The organism is Marinibacterium profundimaris (assembly GCF_002210095.1).
Classification (GTDB): Bacteria; Pseudomonadota; Alphaproteobacteria; order Rhodobacterales; family Rhodobacteraceae; genus Marinibacterium; species Marinibacterium profundimaris.
The window spans coordinates 806568-822078 of record NZ_AQQR01000001.1; the positions used below are offsets into that span (position 1 = coordinate 806568).

A 15511-nucleotide genomic window follows, 5' to 3' on the forward strand; every position below is an offset into this window, starting at 1 on the left:
TTGCAGATGTCGGATCCCCGGGCCGGCAAACAAGTCGCCTTGCGGCGGCATTGCGCCAACGTCCTTCTTCACCTTGGGAAAAATACCTCCGGGGGAGTCCTCCAACGGAGGACGGGGGCAGAGCCCCCACCTTCCCGAAGTCGCCAGCCGCGCCACGCTCCCTGCAACTTGGCCGCGCCACTCAAGCGCGCGTCGGTTCAGGTCACGGTCGCCGGCGAACTCACGATCCCGCCCCCCACCAGCGCGCGCACCCCGGTCGTCGCGGCGCAGGAGGTGGCCATGCCCCGCGCCACCCGCACCGCGAGAAAGCCGAACGCCTGCGCCTCCAGCATGTCGCCGTCGAGCCCGGCGGCCTCGACCGGCTCCACCGGGCAGTCGAGCGCCGCGCGCAGCATTTCCATCATCACCGGGTTCTTGCGCCCGCCTCCGGTGACCAGCAGCCGTTCGGGCGGCGCGGGGCAATGTTCAATCCCCTGCAGGACGCCCGCGGCGCTCATCCCCGTCAGGGTCGCGGCGGCATCGGCATCGTCCAGTTCCGACACCAGCTCGATCATCTCGGAGAAATCGTTGCGATCGAGGGACTTCGGCGGCATTCGGGTGAAATAGGGCTCGGCCAGGAACAGCTCAAGCGCGCCCGTCTCCACCCGGCCCTTCGCCGCCAGCGCACCATCCATGTCGCAGGCCTGGCCCAGCCGCGTCTGCACAAGATCGTTGATCGGCGCGTTGGCGGGCCCCGTGTCGAAGGCCAGCAGCGCGCCCGGCACCTCGGGCCCGGGCTTGCGCGGATCCACCCAGGTCAGGTTCCCTACCCCGCCCAGGTTGAGAAAGCCCAGAGGCCCCGTGGCCCCGATCCAGCGCGCGCAGGCGAAATGATAAAACGGCGCCAGGGGCGCGCCTTCGCCGCCCATGCGCACATCGTCGCTGCGAAAATCCCAGACCACGGGCACGCCCAGTGTCTCGGCCAGCCGTCCACCGTCACCCACCTGCAGCGTGCCCTGGTGGCGCGGCGCATGGGCCAGGGTCTGGCCGTGAAAGCCCACCAGATCGATGTTCCCGAATTGCGACAGGATCTCGGCGTGGACCGCATCGGTCAGCGCCGCGGCCTTCTCCACCTCCGGCCCCGACCATTGGCCGAGGGCCGCGCGCAGAACCGCCTGTTCGGCCTCGGAATAGGGGCGGTACGCCGTCTCTCCGAAGCTTGTGATCACATGCCCGTCGGTCTCGATCACCGCGGCATCCACGCCATCCAGCGAGGTCCCCGACATCGCGCCCAGGGCCCGAAGCGGTCCCTTCCCCCGAATGGCCTCTTTCATGGCCTTATTCATGGCCTTTTCCTTTGCCTGACTGCCGCCTATACACTGCCTCGCATTTCAAACCCGAGGCAAGCCATGACCTACCATCCGAAATCGGACTTCATGCGCATCCTGATGGAGCGCGGTTTTCTGGCGGACTGCACCGATTATCAGGGGCTCGACGACGCCCTGATCTCGGGCACGCAGGCGGCTTATATCGGGTATGATGCCACGGCGAAATCGCTGCACGTGGGGCATCTGCTCAATATCATGCTGCTGCGCTGGCTTCAGAAGTGCGGACACCGGCCGATCACCCTGATGGGCGGCGGGACCACCAAGGTGGGCGATCCGTCGTTCCGGTCAGACGAACGCCCGCTGCTGGACGAGGCCGCCATCGCCGGCAATATCGACGGCATGCAGAAGGTCTTTGCCCGCTACCTCGAGTACGGCGAGGGCGCGTCGGACGCGCTGATGCTCAACAATGCCGAATGGCTCGACGGGCTGAACTACCTGGAATTCCTGCGCGATATCGGGCGGCATTTCAGCGTGAACCGGATGCTGTCCTTCGAATCGGTGAAATCCCGGCTGGACCGCGAGCAATCGCTGTCCTTCCTCGAATTCAACTACATGATCCTGCAGGCCTATGATTTCCTGGAGCTCAACCGCCGCTATGGCTGCATCCTGCAGATGGGCGGGTCGGACCAGTGGGGCAACATCGTCAACGGGATCGACCTGACCCGCCGCGTGGCGGACCGCGAGATCTTCGGCCTGACCACGCCGCTGCTGACCACGTCGGACGGCCGCAAGATGGGCAAATCGGCCGGGGGCGCGATCTGGCTGAACGGTGACATGCTTTCGCCGTACGAATTCTGGCAGTTCTGGCGCAACACCACCGATGCCGACGTGGGCCGCTTCATGAAGCTTTACACAGAGCTGCCGGTCGAGGAATGCGACCGCATGGGCGCGCTGCAAGGGGCCGAGATCAACGAGGCCAAGATCCGGCTGGCCAACGAGGTCACCACGCTCCTGCACGGGGCCGAGGCCGCGGCGGCGGCCGAGGCGACCGCGCGCGAGGTCTTCGAGAAGGGCGGCGTGGGCGACGACCTGCCGACGCTGACGCTCAGCCCCGCCGAGCTTGGCGACGGGATCTCGATCGTGCAGCTGATCGTGAAGTCGGGGCTGGCGAAATCCGGCAAGGAAGCCAAGCGTTTGATCGCCGAGAACGGCGCCCGGATCGACGACGCGCCGCTGACCGACGCAGGCCTGATGCTGGACGCCGCGGCGCTGGCGTCGCCGATCAAGCTGAGCGCCGGCCGGAAGCGCCACGCGCTGGTTCAGCTGGACGGCTGAGCCCTGGATCCCTGGCGTGTCCCACGCGTGGGACACGCCACCACCTGAACGATATCAAGGGCTTGCAGGCGCGGTTTAACCTTTCGTCAGGATTTGCGCCTGACACGGGCAAGGTTCCATTAACCCTGCGTTAGGACTTGTGGCGCTCTTATGAGCCCATGTTCGATTCCGCCCCGATCCTTCCCCAGACACGGCCGCTGCTGCAAAGCCCGGCCTTCTTCCGGGCGCTCACGGCCGCCGGCCAGACGCCCTGCCGCCTTTCCGACGGCACGATCCTGATGACCCGCCGGTTGCCCGGCGGGTTGCGCCTTTCGCATGTGCACCGGGCCGAGCTTGATCCGGCCCGCCTGCCCGGCCTGGTGGCCGAGGCCGGGCTGCGCCGCCGGCCGATGCTGCTGCAGCCAGACCGGCCCTGCCCCGGGCTGAAACGGATCGGTGCGCTGCCGCTGAGGCGCGGCGCGCAGGCTCTTGAACTGCCGCTTGATGGCGATCTGGAGGCCGGGCTGGCGCCGATCTGGCGGCACCGGCTGGGCCATGCCGCCACACAGGGGCTCAGCGTGACGCAGACCAACCTGCCAATGGACCCGGGCCACTGGATCTTTGGCGCCCTGCCGCCCGGGCGCAGGTCGCGAATGCCCGTCAGCGTGCTGACCCTGGCCTATGCGGCAGCCAATCCCGGCGATGCGAAACTGTTCACCGCCCATGTGGGGCAGACCCGGATCGCGGCGATCCTGCTTCTGCTGCATGGCGAGGGCGCGACCTGGCACATGGCGCGCACGACCCCCCATGGCCATGCCCGTGCCGCCCATTACCTGCTGTTGTGGCAGGCGATCCGATGGCTGGCCGATCACGGCTATGCCCGGCTGGATCTGGGGCTGATGGGCGGGCCGGCACCGGAAAGCGATGCCTTCCGGCTGGGCACCGGCGCGCTGACACGTCAATTGGGAGAGACCTGGGCCTGGTGGCCGCCCATGGCGCGGATCAGACTGCCATGGCGGGCCCGGCACCGGGCGGGGCAGCCTTCCACAGGCCCGGCCACGCCGGCGCGGTAGGAGAGGCCAGTGGGCCGCCGCCATACCTGCCGACACCTGCCCGCCCCGGCAGCCGCAGGCCCAAAAAGTCCTTCGGGACCGAGGGTTGCCCCGGTTTGCCGAAAGGCACGCGCAGATCCCCGGCCAAAGCGACACACAGGCGCCGCGTCGTGCGCCGCTTTCCCTCAGAGGCGGCAGGCCCGCGCGGGCTTCGTGGGCGTGCCGCCCCGGCCGGCCCTATCCCTGCGCTTCGGCTTTCTCTTCCAGCAGCAGCCATTCCTCTTCGGCGTCCGAAAGCTTCTCCTGCCGCAGGGTCAGCGCCTCGGTCGCCTTGCGGAACTTCACCGGCTCGCGGGTGTAAAGCTCCGGATCCGCCAGCAGCTCGCCCAGCTTGGCGATCTCGGCCTCCAGCCGTTCGATCTCGGCCGGGAGTTCCTCCAGCCGGTGCTTTTCGGTGAACGACAGCTTTGCCGCAGGTTTGGCCGGGGCCGCCGCCGGTTTTGCCGCTTTCGGAGCGGCCGGTTTCGCCCGCTCGGCCGGGGCCTCCGCCCGCTCGGGGCGTTGCGAGAGGTAATCGCTCCAACCCCCGGCATAGGCCGTGGCATTCCCGTCGCCTTCCATCGCCACCGTGGTTGTCGCCACCCGGTCCAGGAAATCCCGGTCGTGGCTGACCAGCAGCACGGTGCCGTCGTAATCGTCCAGCAGTTCCTGCAGCAGGTCCAGCGTCTCGATATCCAGGTCGTTGGTCGGTTCGTCCAGAACCAGCACGTTCGACGGCTTTGCCATCAGCCGCGCCAGAAGCAGCCGCGCCTTTTCGCCGCCCGACAGCGACCGCACCGGCGCTCGCACCTGGCGTTCGTCGAACAGGAAGTCCTTCAGGTAGCCCACCACGTGCCGCGGCTGGCCGCGCACCATGACCTGGTCGGCCTGGCCCGACACGTTCATCGACGGGTCCGTCGTCAGGCTGTCCCAAAGCGTCGCATCCGGGTCCAGCTGCGCGCGCGCCTGGTCGAAAACCGCGATCTCCAGGTTGGTGCCGTGTTTCACATGGCCGGCATCGGGCGCCACCTCGCCCAGCAGGATCTTCAGCAGGGTGGTCTTGCCCATCCCGTTCGGCCCGACAAAGGCCACGCGATCGCCCCGGTTCACCAGGATCGAGAAATCCTTCGCGATCGGCTGGTCACCAAAGGCCTTGGCAATGGCCTGCGCCTCGATCACCTTCTTGCCGGATTTCGGTCCGGCATCCAGCGCGAAATCCGCCGTCCCCTGACGCCGGATCTGGCTGGCCCGGTCGGCGCGCAGATCCTGCAGCGCCCGCACCCGGCCCATGTTGCGCTTGCGCCGGGCAGATATCCCTTCGACGGCCCACCGCGCCTCGGCCTTGATCTTGCGATCCAGCTTGTGGCGCGCGCTGTCCTCTTCCTCCCAAACCTGGTCGCGCCAGGCCTCGAAGGCGTCGAACCCCTTGTCCTGGCGCCGCACCGCGCCCCGGTCGATCCACAGCGTGCCGCGGGTCAGCGCGCGCAGGAAGGCGCGGTCGTGGCTGATCAGAACGAAGGCCTCGCGCGATGATTTCAGCTGGTTTTCCAGCCAGGCGATCGCCTCGATATCGAGGTGGTTGGTCGGCTCGTCCAGCAGCATCAGGTCGGGCGCCTCGGCCATCAGCCGGGCCAGCGCCGCGCGCCGCCGCTCCCCGCCCGAGGCGGTCTCGACCGCGCGGCCGGGATCGAATTTCAGCCCCTCGGCCACGGTCTCCACCTTGTAAAGCTCGCCCGGGTCGAGAGAGGCCGAGGCGAAATCGCCCAGCGTGGCAAAGCCCGCCATGTCGGGCTCCTGCTCCATGTAACCGACCGAGGTGCCCTGCGGCACGACGACGGCGCCGGTGTCGGGCTCCACCAGGCCGGCCATGACCTTCATCAGGGTCGATTTGCCCGAGCCGTTGCGCCCGACCAGCGCCAGCCGGTCGCCTTCGTGCACAACAAGATCGAGGTCGGAAAACACCGGTTCTCCGCCGAAGGTCAGGGAGATATCGGTGAGCTGCAGAAGCGGGATACGAGCCATGATCGCCAGCTAGCCTGACCGCGCGGGGGCGTCAATCCGGCTTGAGGGCCGCCGCCCCGCCCGGCGCGGGACCTTGGCGCGCGGCCGGGGCGTTGCCGCCGCGCCGTGCCGGGGATGTAGGGTGGGGTTTTACCCCACCGCCTGCGCCGGGGTCAGCCCGCCACGGCGCGCAGAAGCTTCTTGCGGGCCGGCGGAATGGCCCCGATCTCGAGCCCGGTGAAGACATGCAGCGTGTTCATCTGCCGGTCGACCACCGCGTGATCGCTGACCCAGCCGCCCATCACCAGGTAGGTGCGCAGAAGCGGCGGCATCTTCCGCATCGCCGTCTTCGCATCCGGCGTGCGCCGCAGCCGCGCCGCATAGCGGAAGATCTCGGGCGCCTTGACCCGCGGCAGCCAGCGTTTCGGCGCCAGGTGGCGCGCCTTGAGCATGGCGAAGGCATCGAGGTAGGCTTCGGTCTCGGTCCCCGCGAAAGAGGAGCAGCCGAACAGGAGTTCCACCCCCGCCTCGTCCACCAGCCGGGTCATGGCGCCCCAGGCGACGCGCAGGATATCCGGATCGGTCCAGTCGGGGTGGATACAGAACCGCCCCATCTCGGCCATGCGCCCCTGGAAAGCGGACAAGCCGGACAGTCCGTAGTATTGCGCGGAATAGCTGCGTTCGACCTCGCCACCGCTGTCGAGCAGCAGAAGGCGGTAACAGCAGACCAGGGTGCCGGAGCGGATCTCGCGGATCAGGACATGCTGACAGATATCGTCAAAGATGTCGCAATCCGGTGTGGACCTGCCGAAACAGAGCCCGCGCAGCGCCTGCGCCTCGGCCAGCTCGTCCGGGCTGGCGGCTATGGATGCGGTGTAGGCTCCGCGTGTGAGCGAGGGCAGTTTGAACGGCATGGGCGCATTCGTCCTGTCTGGCGCAGCAATGTCCGGCCCCTGCACGACGACCCTCATATGACCTCACGCCGGGAGAGGGCCGGCCCGCCGAAGGCCGCGCCGGCGCCCGGGATCAGACCCCGCCGGGACGGAAGTTGCCGATATTGCCCAGCAGCTGGCGCAGGAAGGTCTTGTCGGTGATGCCGGTATTGGTGACGCGGCGTGTCAGCGGGACGACCCGGCCATCTTCCAGCGCGTAGGTCTCGATGTTGCGGACCACGCCGCCGTCGTCGAAGCTGATGGCGACGAGCTTGCGCTCGACCTCCTTCGGGGCGGCGGCACCGAAATGGCGCACCTTGCTGGACACGTAATAATAATCGCTGCCGGCGAGAATGCCGGCAGAGGTGGGCGCGCCCACGGTTTCGGCCACGCTGTCGCGGGTGTCGACGCCGACGACGATCTCGGACAGCTGCGCGTCCGACGGCGTATAGCCGTGGTTGCGATACTGCGCGGAGCAGGCGCCCAGCGACAGGCCAAGCCCGGCCACCAGGGCCAGGCGCAGCAACGGGCGCCGCATGGACACAGAAGCTGACGTGGAAGCAGACGATGAAACAGACACGGGCCCGGACGGCGCATCGCACCGGTCCCCGGTCCGGACATCAGCCCGGACAGCTGTCGCGCGCAGGATCATGGCTGCCTCTTGTGTTGCCCCAACATGCCTTTTATCCCGATACCCCAATCCGCCCATTGGGTTCAAGGAACGAAAAGAGGCCCGGCATGACAGAAGACACGCCCAAAGGAGGCAAGCTCCGCGTGGCCGACCTGAGCCAGTCGGCCGCCACCGGATTCGCACTCCACCCCGACGCCGCGCAGATGAAACAGATCGCGACCGAGCTGGAGCTCGACGGGCTGCGCAAGATGCGGTTCACCGGCGAGGTGACAGCCGACGGTACGCGCGACTGGCTGCTGACCGGCAAGATCGGCGCCACGGTGGTGCAGCCCTGCGTGGTGACACTCAAACCGGTCACGACCCGGATCGAGGCCGATGTGCGCCGGCTGTACGTCCCCGATTTCACCGAACCGCAGGGCGAAGAGGTGGAAATGCCCGAGGATGACGAAATGGAGCCGCTGGGGCGCGAAATCGACCTGAACGCGGTTATGATCGAGGCGCTGTCGCTTGCCCTGCCCGTCTATCCCCGCGCCGACGAGGCCAAGCTGGACGAGACCAATTTCACCGAGCCCGGCAAGCAGGCGATGACGGATGACGACGCCAAACCCTTTGCCGCGCTGGCGGCCCTGAAGGCGCAGCAGCGCGACGACGACTGAGCCGCGGCAGACTCGGCCGGGAATCAGGCGGATCCCGAAGGGCGGGCCCCCGATCGGCCGGATCCCGCGGCCCCGCGTCCCGCCCCGCCCCTGCCCCAACGACCGCGCCCGGCCCCGGCAGAGCCATGACAGAGCGGCCTTCCGCCGCCTGCAAGCAGGACGACGCTGCGGAAATCCGGGAAAACCGGGGCGGTACCCCCTACTTTACCCTTGCACCTGAAATGCATTTCCGTATTTTCGCGCCTTCATCGAATTTAGGGTTGGACAAGCTGGTGGCCGCGGCCTAAACGCTCGTCACGCCCGACAAGTGTGACATACGCAACGCGGCCCGCGGGAACGCCTGGGCCCAAGAAAAGGTAAGGTTGAGACATGGCCGTTCAGCAGAACAAAGTCTCCAAATCGCGCCGCAACAACCGTCGCGCACATGACGCGCTGGTCGCCGCGAATCCGAACGAATGCCCGAACTGTGGTGAGCTGAAGCGCCCGCATCACGTCTGCGCGTCCTGCGGCCATTACGATGACCGCGAAATCGTCGCGATCGGCGACGAGATCGACCTCGACGAAGACGCCGCCTGAAGGCTGAACACCCTTCTCCAGGATTCCGTGACACCATTGCCGTGACGCCTCCCGCTTCTCCGATGCCCGACCGGACAGATCGTATCGTGATTTCGGTCGACGCCATGGGAGGAGACCAGGGCCCCGCGGCCGTTGTCGCGGGCCTGGCCCAGTCGATTCAGAAGAATCCCGACATCGCCTTTCTCCTGCATGGTCCGCAGGATGAACTGGAAAAGCTCTTGTCCCGGCGCCGCAACCTGCGCGACCGGGTCGAGATTCGTCACGCCGCCGAGGTGGTGACGATGGAGGACCGCCCCAGCCACGTGATGCGCACCGGCAACGGCACCTCGATGTGGTCCGCGCTGGAATCGGTACGCAACGGCGAAGCGACGGTCGCGGTCAGCTGCGGCAACACCGGCGCGCTGATGGCGCTGTCGATCGTGCGCCTGCGCCGCCTGCCCGGCGTGTCGCGCCCGGCGATCGCGGTGCTCTGGCCGTCGCGCAATCCCCAGGGCTTCAACGTCATGCTGGATGCCGGCGCCGATATCCGCGCCGACGCCCATGACCTGCTGCAATTCGCCCTCATGGGCACCTCTTACGCCCGCAACGGGATGGAGGTGAAACGCCCCCGCATCGGCCTGCTGAACGTCGGCACCGAACAGGGCAAGGGCCGTCCCGAGCTGCAGGAAGCGCACAAGCTGATCTCGCAGCATGCGGAAGACGCGCAATACGATTTCGTGGGATTCGTCGAAGGCCGGGACCTGCCCGGAGACGTGGCCGACGTGATCGTCACGGACGGGTTCACCGGCAACGTGGCGCTGAAGACCGGCGAAGGCACCGCCGGCCTGATCGGCGACCTGCTGCGGCAAAGCTTCCGCGCCTCGCCGATGTCGCGGCTGGCGGCGATGATGGCCTATACCTCTCTGCGGCGCCTGAACAAGCGGATCGACCCGCGCCGGGTGAACGGCGGCGTGTTCCTGGGCCTGAACGGCACCGTGGTGAAATCCCACGGCAGCGCCGACGCGACCGGTGTATCGGCCGCGGTGAAACTGGCATTCCTGCTGGCACAGTCGCAGTTTTCGGAAAAGGTTGCCGCACGGCTTGCATCCGTCGGGCAGCTTGACCATGATGCGCCGAACGAGCCCGGGAGTGCTCATCAAAATACAAAAAAAGGGCAGTCTTGACAAATGGTTAGCCGTGCGGTGGTCCAAGGTGTCGGGCATTATTTGCCAAGCCGGGTCGTTCCCAACAGCCATTTCGAGACGTTCCTCGATACCAGCGACGAATGGATTCGGACCCGCTCGGGGATCGAGCGCCGGCACTTTGCGGCCGAGGGCGAGACAACGTCAGAGCTGGCCACCCGCGCCGCGCGCGCCGCGCTGGACGACGCGGGGATGGAGGTGTCGGATATCGACGCGATCATCGTCGCGACCTCGACCGCCGATCTCACCTTCCCGTCCGCCGCCACCATGGTGCAGGCCGAGCTGGGCATGACCCAGGGCTTCGCCTTCGACGTGCAGGCGGTCTGTGCCGGGTTCATCTTTGCGCTGGCCAACGCCAATGCGCTGATCGTGTCGGGCCAGGCGAAATCGGTCCTGGTGATCGGAGCCGAGACATTCTCGCGCATCATGGACTGGACCGACCGGTCGACCTGTGTCCTGTTCGGCGACGGCGCCGGGGCGCTGGTGCTGAGCGGCGAAGAGGGCGAAGGCACCTCGCAGGATCGCGGGATCCTGTCGACCGATCTGCATTCCGACGGGCGCTATCGCGATCTGCTGTATGTCGACGGCGGTGTCAGCACCCAGACCACGGGCCACCTGCGGATGCAGGGCAACCAGGTCTTCCGCCACGCGGTGGAGAAGCTGACTTCGACCGCGCGGGCCGCGCTTGAGAAGGCGGGGCTGGAGTCCGGCGATCTCGACAAGATCGTGCCGCACCAGGCCAATATCCGCATCATCCAGGGCACCGCGAAGAAGATGGGCCTGCCGATGGACAAGGTTGTCGTCACGGTCCAGGACCACGGCAACACCTCGGCCGCCTCGATCCCCATGGCCTTGTCGGTGGGCGTCGAACGGGGCGAAATCAAGCGCGGCGACCTGCTGGTGACCGAAGCCATCGGCGGCGGGCTGGCCTGGGGGTCGGTCGTCCTGCGCTGGTAATCCGTGCGGCCCGTCCAACTGGGCGGCTGCATTTAGCATGGGCGAAAGCGCGCCTGGCGGGACCCTCCGCAACGCCGGATCACTGCCCCGCGCACCCGTGTTTGCGCCGGTTGGAATGCGACCCGCGACACCGGTTTGATCCACAGGTATTTCCCCGCCAAAGCCGCTTGCTGCAATTCGTTGATATTGACAGGTAAATTCGCTTCACCCTATCCTCGTAAAAAAGCGCGGGGAACGGTATGGGTGAAAAGACACTGACGCGGATGGATCTGAGCGAAGCGGTTTTCCGCGAGGTCGGCCTGTCACGCAACGAAAGTTCCCAGCTTGTGGAAAGCATGCTGGAACATATGTCCGATGCCTTGGTGCGGGGGGAGCAGGTGAAGATCTCTTCGTTCGGTACCTTCACCGTGCGCGAAAAATCCGCGCGGGTCGGGCGCAACCCCAAGACCGGGGAAGAGGTGCCGATTCAGCCCCGCCGGGTGCTGACCTTCCGGCCCTCGCATCTGATGAAGGACCGCGTTGCCGCCGGCAACAAGTCGTAAAACTACAAACATCCAGGGGCCTGCCTGATGGATAAGTCGCCCGATGCCTTTCGCACGATCAGCGAGGTCGCCGACTGGCTGGGGATCCAGGCGCATGTCCTGCGGTTCTGGGAAAGCAAGTTCACCCAGGTGAAGCCGGTCAAGCGCGCCGGCGGACGGCGGTATTACCGGCCCGCCGACATGATGTTGCTGGGCGGCATCAAGAAGCTGCTGCACGAGGACGGGATGACCATCAAGGGCGTCCAGAAAGTCCTGCGGGAACAGGGCGTTCAGGTGGTCTCGGACCTGTCCCAATCGCTGGATGACGTGGCCGTCAGCGCCGGCCGTCCGCGACGGGCGCACACTGTGGTGCCGTTCCAGGGACGCGCGACGCTTCTGGACACGGCCCGCGCCGACCGCGACCCCCGGGAGGAGACATCCCGCACGGGTCAGGCCGGGCGGGACTTCGGACAGGACGACGCCGGGGATGTCATCGACGGCAGTGCAACGCCGTTCGAATCGTCCCCGCCAGCGCCGCACGACCGGGAAGCACAGGTCCCGCATGCGCAGCTGCCCGAGGCCGACATCACCATCCCCGGGCCATCCGACGAGACCGAAGCCTCCGTGCCCGAGCCTGATGCGGCAGACGTCTTCGCCCAGGACAGGCAGACATCCGAGTCTGCCGATCCCGAGAGCGCCGAGCCTGTGATGGACGCGCCCGAGGGGATCGCCCCCGAGAGTGCCAAGCCGGAAATGGATGCGCCCGATGCGGCGGAGCCGTCTGTCTCCGAGGTCCCGGAGATGCCGGAGGACGGACCCGAAGCTGCGGTCGGGAGCCCCGAGGCCGATCCGGAGCCCGTGCCCACCTTCCGCCGCCGTGGCAGCGCGCGCTTCACGCCCATGGCCGCGGAGCCGGAAGACAGCGCAGAAGACGCGCCTTTCGAAGAGCCCGAGACGGACCCCGAAGCGGACCCGCCAGTCGAAGCGGCCGAGCTGGCCGACATACCTGCGGAAGAGCCGGCCGAGGCGCCCGACCTCGTCTCCGGACTGCCGGAGCCGGAAGAGGAGCCTTTGCCCGAGCCGGCCGACATGGCCGACATGGCCGACATGGCCGACATGGCCGAAGCTGACGAGACGGACGAGGCTCCGCAAGAAGATCCCGAACCGCTGGCCGGGTCCGAGCCGGAAGCAGAACAGGAGCGGGCAGAGCCCGAGCCGGAGGCGAACGCGGCCGAGCCGGAACCGGAGCTTGCAGAGCCGGAGGTGGCCGCGGCCGAGCCGGAGCCTGCCTCAGCACCGCGCCCGGCCATCGTCGATGCGCCCGATCCGCCCGACGAATCCGAGATCGCCGCCGATCCAGGCCTGCTCTCGCAGGTGTCCCGGATCGGTCGCCTGCCGCCTGCTCAGCGCGAGGAGATTGCCGCCCTGGCCGAGGCGCTCGAAGCGTGGCGCGCCGCCCGGACCGGTCAGATCCTCTCGCAGTGAGGGGCGCCGGATTTAGCTTCGATTCGGGCCGGATTTCCCCTTGCCCCTGCCGGCAGAATCTTTATGAACACCTCAACGTCGGGCTATGGCGCAGCCTGGTAGCGCGTCCGTCTGGGGGACGGAAGGTCGCAGGTTCGAGTCCTGCTAGCCCGACCAAATCAGCCGATCCTTGCAGGGGACGTCCCTTGGATCTTGGCCGATTTGCCGACGTTTTCACCCCACCTGTTCCACGCATCCCATGGGGGTCCTGATCGCATGAGTGGCGTGCTTCCCGACAGTTCCATCCGCGAACTTGTCGCCGCCGATGGCCTGAGCGCCGAACCGGCACTTTTGCCTGACCAGATCCAGCCTGCCAGCCTCGACCTTCGGCTGGGCAGCACGGCGCATCGCCTGCGGGCGTCCTTTCTGACCGGCCAGGACGCGACCGTGGCCGACCGGCTGGACGAGCTTGAGATGCACCGCATCGATCTTTCCGAGGGCGCGGTGCTGGAGAAGGGCTGTGTCTACCTCGTGCCGCTGATGGAGCGTCTCGCCCTGCCCCCCGGCATCTCGGCCGCCGCCAATGCCAAGAGTTCGACCGGACGGCTGGACCTGCTGACGCGCATGGTAATCGACGGCGGGACCGAATTCGACCGCGTGCAGGACGGCTATCACGGCCCGCTCTATGCCGAGATCTGCCCGCGCAGCTTTTCGGTGCTGGTGCGGCCTGGGATGCGGCTGAACCAGATCCGCTTCCGCGCCGGGCAATCGGTGCTGAGCGACGACGAGCTGCGCGCGCTGCATGCCGAAAGCCCGCTGGTCGACAGCGACCCGTTGATCCAGGACGGTCTGGGCTTTTCGGTGGACCTCAAACCCGAAGGCTCGACGCTGGTCGGCTATCGGGCAAAGCCGCATACCGGGCTTGTGGACCTGGACCGGATCGGCGCCTATGACGCGGCGGATTACTGGGAAGAGGTCCATTCCGACACCGGACGGATCATCCTGGATCCGGGCGCGTTCTATATCCTTGTCAGCCGCGAGGCGGTGCATATCCCGCCGCGCTATGCTGCTGAAATGGCGCCCTATCTTGCGATGGTGGGCGAGTTTCGCGTGCATTACGCAGGCTTCTTCGATCCCGGTTTCGGCCATGCGGCCGCCGGCGGCGAAGGCGCGCGCGGGGTGCTTGAGGTGCGCTGCCACGAGGCGCCGTTCGTGCTGGAGCACGGGCAGGTCGTGGGCCGGCTGGTCTATGAGCGGATGGCCGGGGAACCACAGGCGCTGTATGGCGCCGGGATCGCCTCGAACTACCAGGGCCAGGGGCTGAAACTGGCCAAGCATTTCCGGGATCCCGCGGCCTAGTGCCGGCAAGGCGCGCCTTCGGCGCGGGGTATCCGTGGCGCCTTCGGCGCAATCACGCGCGCGGCTGTAGCGCCTTGCCAAAGGGCGCACGCACCTTCCCGATCAGGATCCGACCGCGCGCCGTGCGCCCCGTGCGGCGAGGCGCGCCTGCTCTGCCTTGCCGAGAGGCTCTTGCGTGGTCGTGTCGCCGTGCCCGGCCTGGTCCCCGGGATCGTTCTGCGCCATCGGGTCCGCACTGGGCAGGTCTGGCATGTGCTCGGGCGCGTCGTCCTGGCCCTCCTCGGCGCGGATCCGGGCCAGCTGTGCCTCGAACGCCGCATCCCCGTCGGACGCCATGACCGGTTGCCGCGCGGGCGTTGCCTCTGACGCCCGCTCCACGCTGCGCAGATGTGAGGCGCGGGCCGGCTGGGGGGCCGGCGGCGGTGGGACAAGGTCCGGCTCTGCCATGGGACGCTCCGGACCCGCCTGCCAGGGGCCGGAGGACGGGGCCGCGCGGTGCTCTGGCGCGGGGCCGGGCTGTGGCGGCACCGGCCAGGACCGCGGGCCCGGCTTGGCGTGGCGGTCGTCCGCTGGCGGGCGCGGCCGTTCGGGATGGGCTTCGTGCGTCTCGAGCCGGGGCGCGGCGCCGCCACGCCTGCCCCTGGACTTGCCAAGCGCGTCGAACCCGGCGCGGATCCCGCGAGTCATGACCTGGCGCATGAAGACGCGCACGAACATGTTGACGTATCTATCCATTGGACGCTCCGCTGATCGGGGGGGATGTAATCCCTAATCGCGTCAATTTCTGGGCGGGCGCGAGGCGTTTCACTCCTCGAACATTTCGGACTGGTCCTCGCCCCCGATATCGTCCTCGTCGTCTTCGTCGGGCTCGCCCGCGCCGGGAACGGGGCGGTTCTCGAGCAGGCCGGCAGCGCGAAGTTCCTTGACGCCGGGCAGGTCGCGGGCGCTTTCCAGCCCGAAATGGTCGAGGAAATCGGGTGTCACCACGAAGGTCACGGGCCGGCCCGGGGTCATGCGGCGGCGGCCCAGGCGGATCCATTCCTGTTCCAGCAGCTGGTCGATCGTCCCGCGCGAGACGGAAACACCGCGGATCTCCTCGATCTCGGCGCGGGTGACGGGCTGATGATAGGCGATGATCGCAAGTGTCTCGATCGCGGCGCGCGACAGCTTGCGCGTCTCGACCGTTTCCTTGCGCATCAGGAAGCCGAGGTCGGGCGCCGTCCGGAAGGCCCAGGCATCGCCCACCCGCACCAGCCGCACGCCGCGCCCCTCGTAGCGCTTGCGCAGGTGGACCAGCGCCTCGGCCGCGTCGCAGCCATGGGGCATGCGCGCCTCCAGCTCCCGGCTCGAGATCGGCTCGGCCGTTGCAAAGAGGATCGCCTCGACCATGCGTTCCTGCTCGGCCATTGGGGGCGCGTCGAACAGGCTGCCCTCCTCGTCTTCGGGCAGCTCGGGGCGCGCGTGGTCCTGGGCCATATCTTCGGGAAGATCCCCGGGGATCTCCCCGGGCGTCTCGGGTGT

General features: G+C 67.7%; 15 protein-coding genes and 1 tRNA gene. 10 read left to right on the plus strand and 6 right to left on the minus strand.

Annotation, left to right across the window (positions count from 1 at the left end):
* Nucleotides 1-197 precede the first annotated feature (197 nt).
* Entirely contained in the window at nucleotides 198-1325 is a 1128-nt protein-coding gene (locus tag ATO3_RS03845; protein ID WP_408630798.1) for an anhydro-N-acetylmuramic acid kinase, read from the minus strand.
* A 63-nt stretch (nucleotides 1326-1388) separates the two neighbouring features.
* On the opposite strand from ATO3_RS03845, the gene tyrS reads away from it, so the two are divergent.
* Together tyrS and ATO3_RS03855 are read left to right on the plus strand one after the other, a co-directional pair.
* Nucleotides 1389-2642, plus strand: a complete 1254-nt coding sequence (gene tyrS / locus ATO3_RS03850) for a tyrosine--tRNA ligase (protein WP_088648453.1) — start codon at nucleotides 1389-1391, stop codon at nucleotides 2640-2642.
* 158 nt (nucleotides 2643-2800) lie between these two features.
* Nucleotides 2801-3694 carry a GNAT family N-acetyltransferase gene (locus ATO3_RS03855; RefSeq protein ID WP_088648454.1) on the plus strand — a complete coding sequence of 298 codons (894 nt, stop codon included), beginning with the start codon at nucleotides 2801-2803 and terminating at the stop codon, nucleotides 3692-3694.
* A gap of 216 nt (nucleotides 3695-3910) precedes the next feature.
* On the opposite strand, the gene ATO3_RS03860 is transcribed toward ATO3_RS03855, so the two are convergent.
* The 3 genes from ATO3_RS03860 to ATO3_RS03870 all read right to left on the minus strand — a co-directional run bounded on the left by ATO3_RS03860 (nucleotide 3911) and on the right by ATO3_RS03870 (nucleotide 7183).
* Complete coding sequence (locus ATO3_RS03860; RefSeq protein WP_088648455.1) at nucleotides 3911-5734, minus strand: ABC-F family ATP-binding cassette domain-containing protein; 1824 nt, start codon at nucleotides 5732-5734, stop codon at nucleotides 3911-3913.
* Between the two features lie 152 nt (nucleotides 5735-5886).
* Complete coding sequence (locus tag ATO3_RS03865; protein WP_088648456.1) at nucleotides 5887-6627, minus strand: GNAT family N-acetyltransferase; 741 nt, start codon at nucleotides 6625-6627, stop codon at nucleotides 5887-5889.
* Nucleotides 6628-6739: 112 nt separating this feature from the next.
* Nucleotides 6740-7183, minus strand: coding sequence for an outer membrane protein assembly factor BamE (locus tag ATO3_RS03870; RefSeq protein WP_088648457.1), 444 nt, complete (start codon nucleotides 7181-7183; stop codon nucleotides 6740-6742).
* A 200-nt stretch (nucleotides 7184-7383) separates the two neighbouring features.
* Between ATO3_RS03870 and ATO3_RS03875 the strand changes: the two genes are divergently transcribed.
* The 8 genes from ATO3_RS03875 (at nucleotide 7384) to ATO3_RS03910 (ending at nucleotide 13990) form a co-directional block, all read left to right on the plus strand.
* Nucleotides 7384-7932, plus strand: coding sequence for a YceD family protein (locus ATO3_RS03875; RefSeq protein WP_088648458.1), 549 nt, complete (start codon nucleotides 7384-7386; stop codon nucleotides 7930-7932).
* Nucleotides 7933-8301: 369 nt separating this feature from the next.
* Nucleotides 8302-8508 (plus strand): 50S ribosomal protein L32, encoded by a 207-nt coding sequence (gene rpmF / locus ATO3_RS03880; RefSeq protein ID WP_088648459.1) that lies wholly within the window; start codon nucleotides 8302-8304, stop codon nucleotides 8506-8508.
* Nucleotides 8509-8570: 62 nt separating this feature from the next.
* Nucleotides 8571-9671 (plus strand): phosphate acyltransferase PlsX, encoded by a 1101-nt coding sequence (gene plsX / locus ATO3_RS03885; protein ID WP_088648460.1) that lies wholly within the window; start codon nucleotides 8571-8573, stop codon nucleotides 9669-9671.
* A 3-nt stretch (nucleotides 9672-9674) separates the two neighbouring features.
* Nucleotides 9675-10646, plus strand: a complete 972-nt coding sequence (locus ATO3_RS03890; protein WP_088648461.1) for a beta-ketoacyl-ACP synthase III — start codon at nucleotides 9675-9677, stop codon at nucleotides 10644-10646.
* 239 nt (nucleotides 10647-10885) lie between these two features.
* Nucleotides 10886-11188, plus strand: a complete 303-nt coding sequence (gene ihfA, locus ATO3_RS03895) for an integration host factor subunit alpha (protein WP_088648462.1) — start codon at nucleotides 10886-10888, stop codon at nucleotides 11186-11188.
* A gap of 27 nt (nucleotides 11189-11215) precedes the next feature.
* Complete coding sequence (locus ATO3_RS29100) at nucleotides 11216-12652, plus strand: MerR family transcriptional regulator (protein WP_233152017.1); 1437 nt, start codon at nucleotides 11216-11218, stop codon at nucleotides 12650-12652.
* Nucleotides 12653-12731: 79 nt separating this feature from the next.
* Nucleotides 12732-12808: transfer RNA gene (locus ATO3_RS03905), tRNA-Pro, on the plus strand.
* Nucleotides 12809-12907: 99 nt separating this feature from the next.
* Nucleotides 12908-13990, plus strand: a complete 1083-nt coding sequence (locus ATO3_RS03910) for a 2'-deoxycytidine 5'-triphosphate deaminase (RefSeq protein ID WP_088648463.1) — start codon at nucleotides 12908-12910, stop codon at nucleotides 13988-13990.
* Between the two features lie 102 nt (nucleotides 13991-14092).
* Here the strand turns inward: ATO3_RS03910 and ATO3_RS03915 are convergent, their stop codons facing one another.
* The gene (locus ATO3_RS03915) at nucleotides 14093-14725 is read right to left on the minus strand and encodes a hypothetical protein (protein ID WP_088648464.1); all 633 of its coding nucleotides are present in this window, start codon (nucleotides 14723-14725) and stop codon (nucleotides 14093-14095) included.
* A 69-nt stretch (nucleotides 14726-14794) separates the two neighbouring features.
* Nucleotides 14795-15466 carry an SMC-Scp complex subunit ScpB gene (scpB, locus tag ATO3_RS03920; protein ID WP_088648722.1) on the minus strand — a complete coding sequence of 224 codons (672 nt, stop codon included), beginning with the start codon at nucleotides 15464-15466 and terminating at the stop codon, nucleotides 14795-14797.
* Between the last annotated feature and the right edge of the window lie 45 nt (nucleotides 15467-15511).

Excerpts from the sequence above, each read along its gene's own strand:
- ATO3_RS03845 (WP_408630798.1), bottom strand. The coding sequence starts at position 1,325 with ATGAATAAGGCCATGAAAGAGGCCATTCGGGGGAAGGGACCGCTTCGG.
- tyrS (WP_088648453.1), top strand. The coding sequence starts at position 1,389 with ATGACCTACCATCCGAAATCGGACTTCATGCGCATCCTGATGGAGCGC.
- ATO3_RS03855 (WP_088648454.1), top strand. The coding sequence starts at position 2,801 with ATGTTCGATTCCGCCCCGATCCTTCCCCAGACACGGCCGCTGCTGCAA.
- ATO3_RS03860 (WP_088648455.1), bottom strand. The coding sequence starts at position 5,734 with ATGGCTCGTATCCCGCTTCTGCAGCTCACCGATATCTCCCTGACCTTC.
- ATO3_RS03865 (WP_088648456.1), bottom strand. The coding sequence starts at position 6,627 with ATGCCGTTCAAACTGCCCTCGCTCACACGCGGAGCCTACACCGCATCC.
- ATO3_RS03870 (WP_088648457.1), bottom strand. The coding sequence starts at position 7,183 with ATGCGGCGCCCGTTGCTGCGCCTGGCCCTGGTGGCCGGGCTTGGCCTG.
- ATO3_RS03875 (WP_088648458.1), top strand. The coding sequence starts at position 7,384 with ATGACAGAAGACACGCCCAAAGGAGGCAAGCTCCGCGTGGCCGACCTG.
- rpmF (WP_088648459.1), top strand. The coding sequence starts at position 8,302 with ATGGCCGTTCAGCAGAACAAAGTCTCCAAATCGCGCCGCAACAACCGT.
- plsX (WP_088648460.1), top strand. The coding sequence starts at position 8,571 with ATGCCCGACCGGACAGATCGTATCGTGATTTCGGTCGACGCCATGGGA.
- ATO3_RS03890 (WP_088648461.1), top strand. The coding sequence starts at position 9,675 with ATGGTTAGCCGTGCGGTGGTCCAAGGTGTCGGGCATTATTTGCCAAGC.
- ihfA (WP_088648462.1), top strand. The coding sequence starts at position 10,886 with ATGGGTGAAAAGACACTGACGCGGATGGATCTGAGCGAAGCGGTTTTC.
- ATO3_RS29100 (WP_233152017.1), top strand. The coding sequence starts at position 11,216 with ATGGATAAGTCGCCCGATGCCTTTCGCACGATCAGCGAGGTCGCCGAC.
- ATO3_RS03910 (WP_088648463.1), top strand. The coding sequence starts at position 12,908 with ATGAGTGGCGTGCTTCCCGACAGTTCCATCCGCGAACTTGTCGCCGCC.
- ATO3_RS03915 (WP_088648464.1), bottom strand. The coding sequence starts at position 14,725 with ATGGATAGATACGTCAACATGTTCGTGCGCGTCTTCATGCGCCAGGTC.
- scpB (WP_088648722.1), bottom strand. The coding sequence starts at position 15,466 with ATGGCCCAGGACCACGCGCGCCCCGAGCTGCCCGAAGACGAGGAGGGC.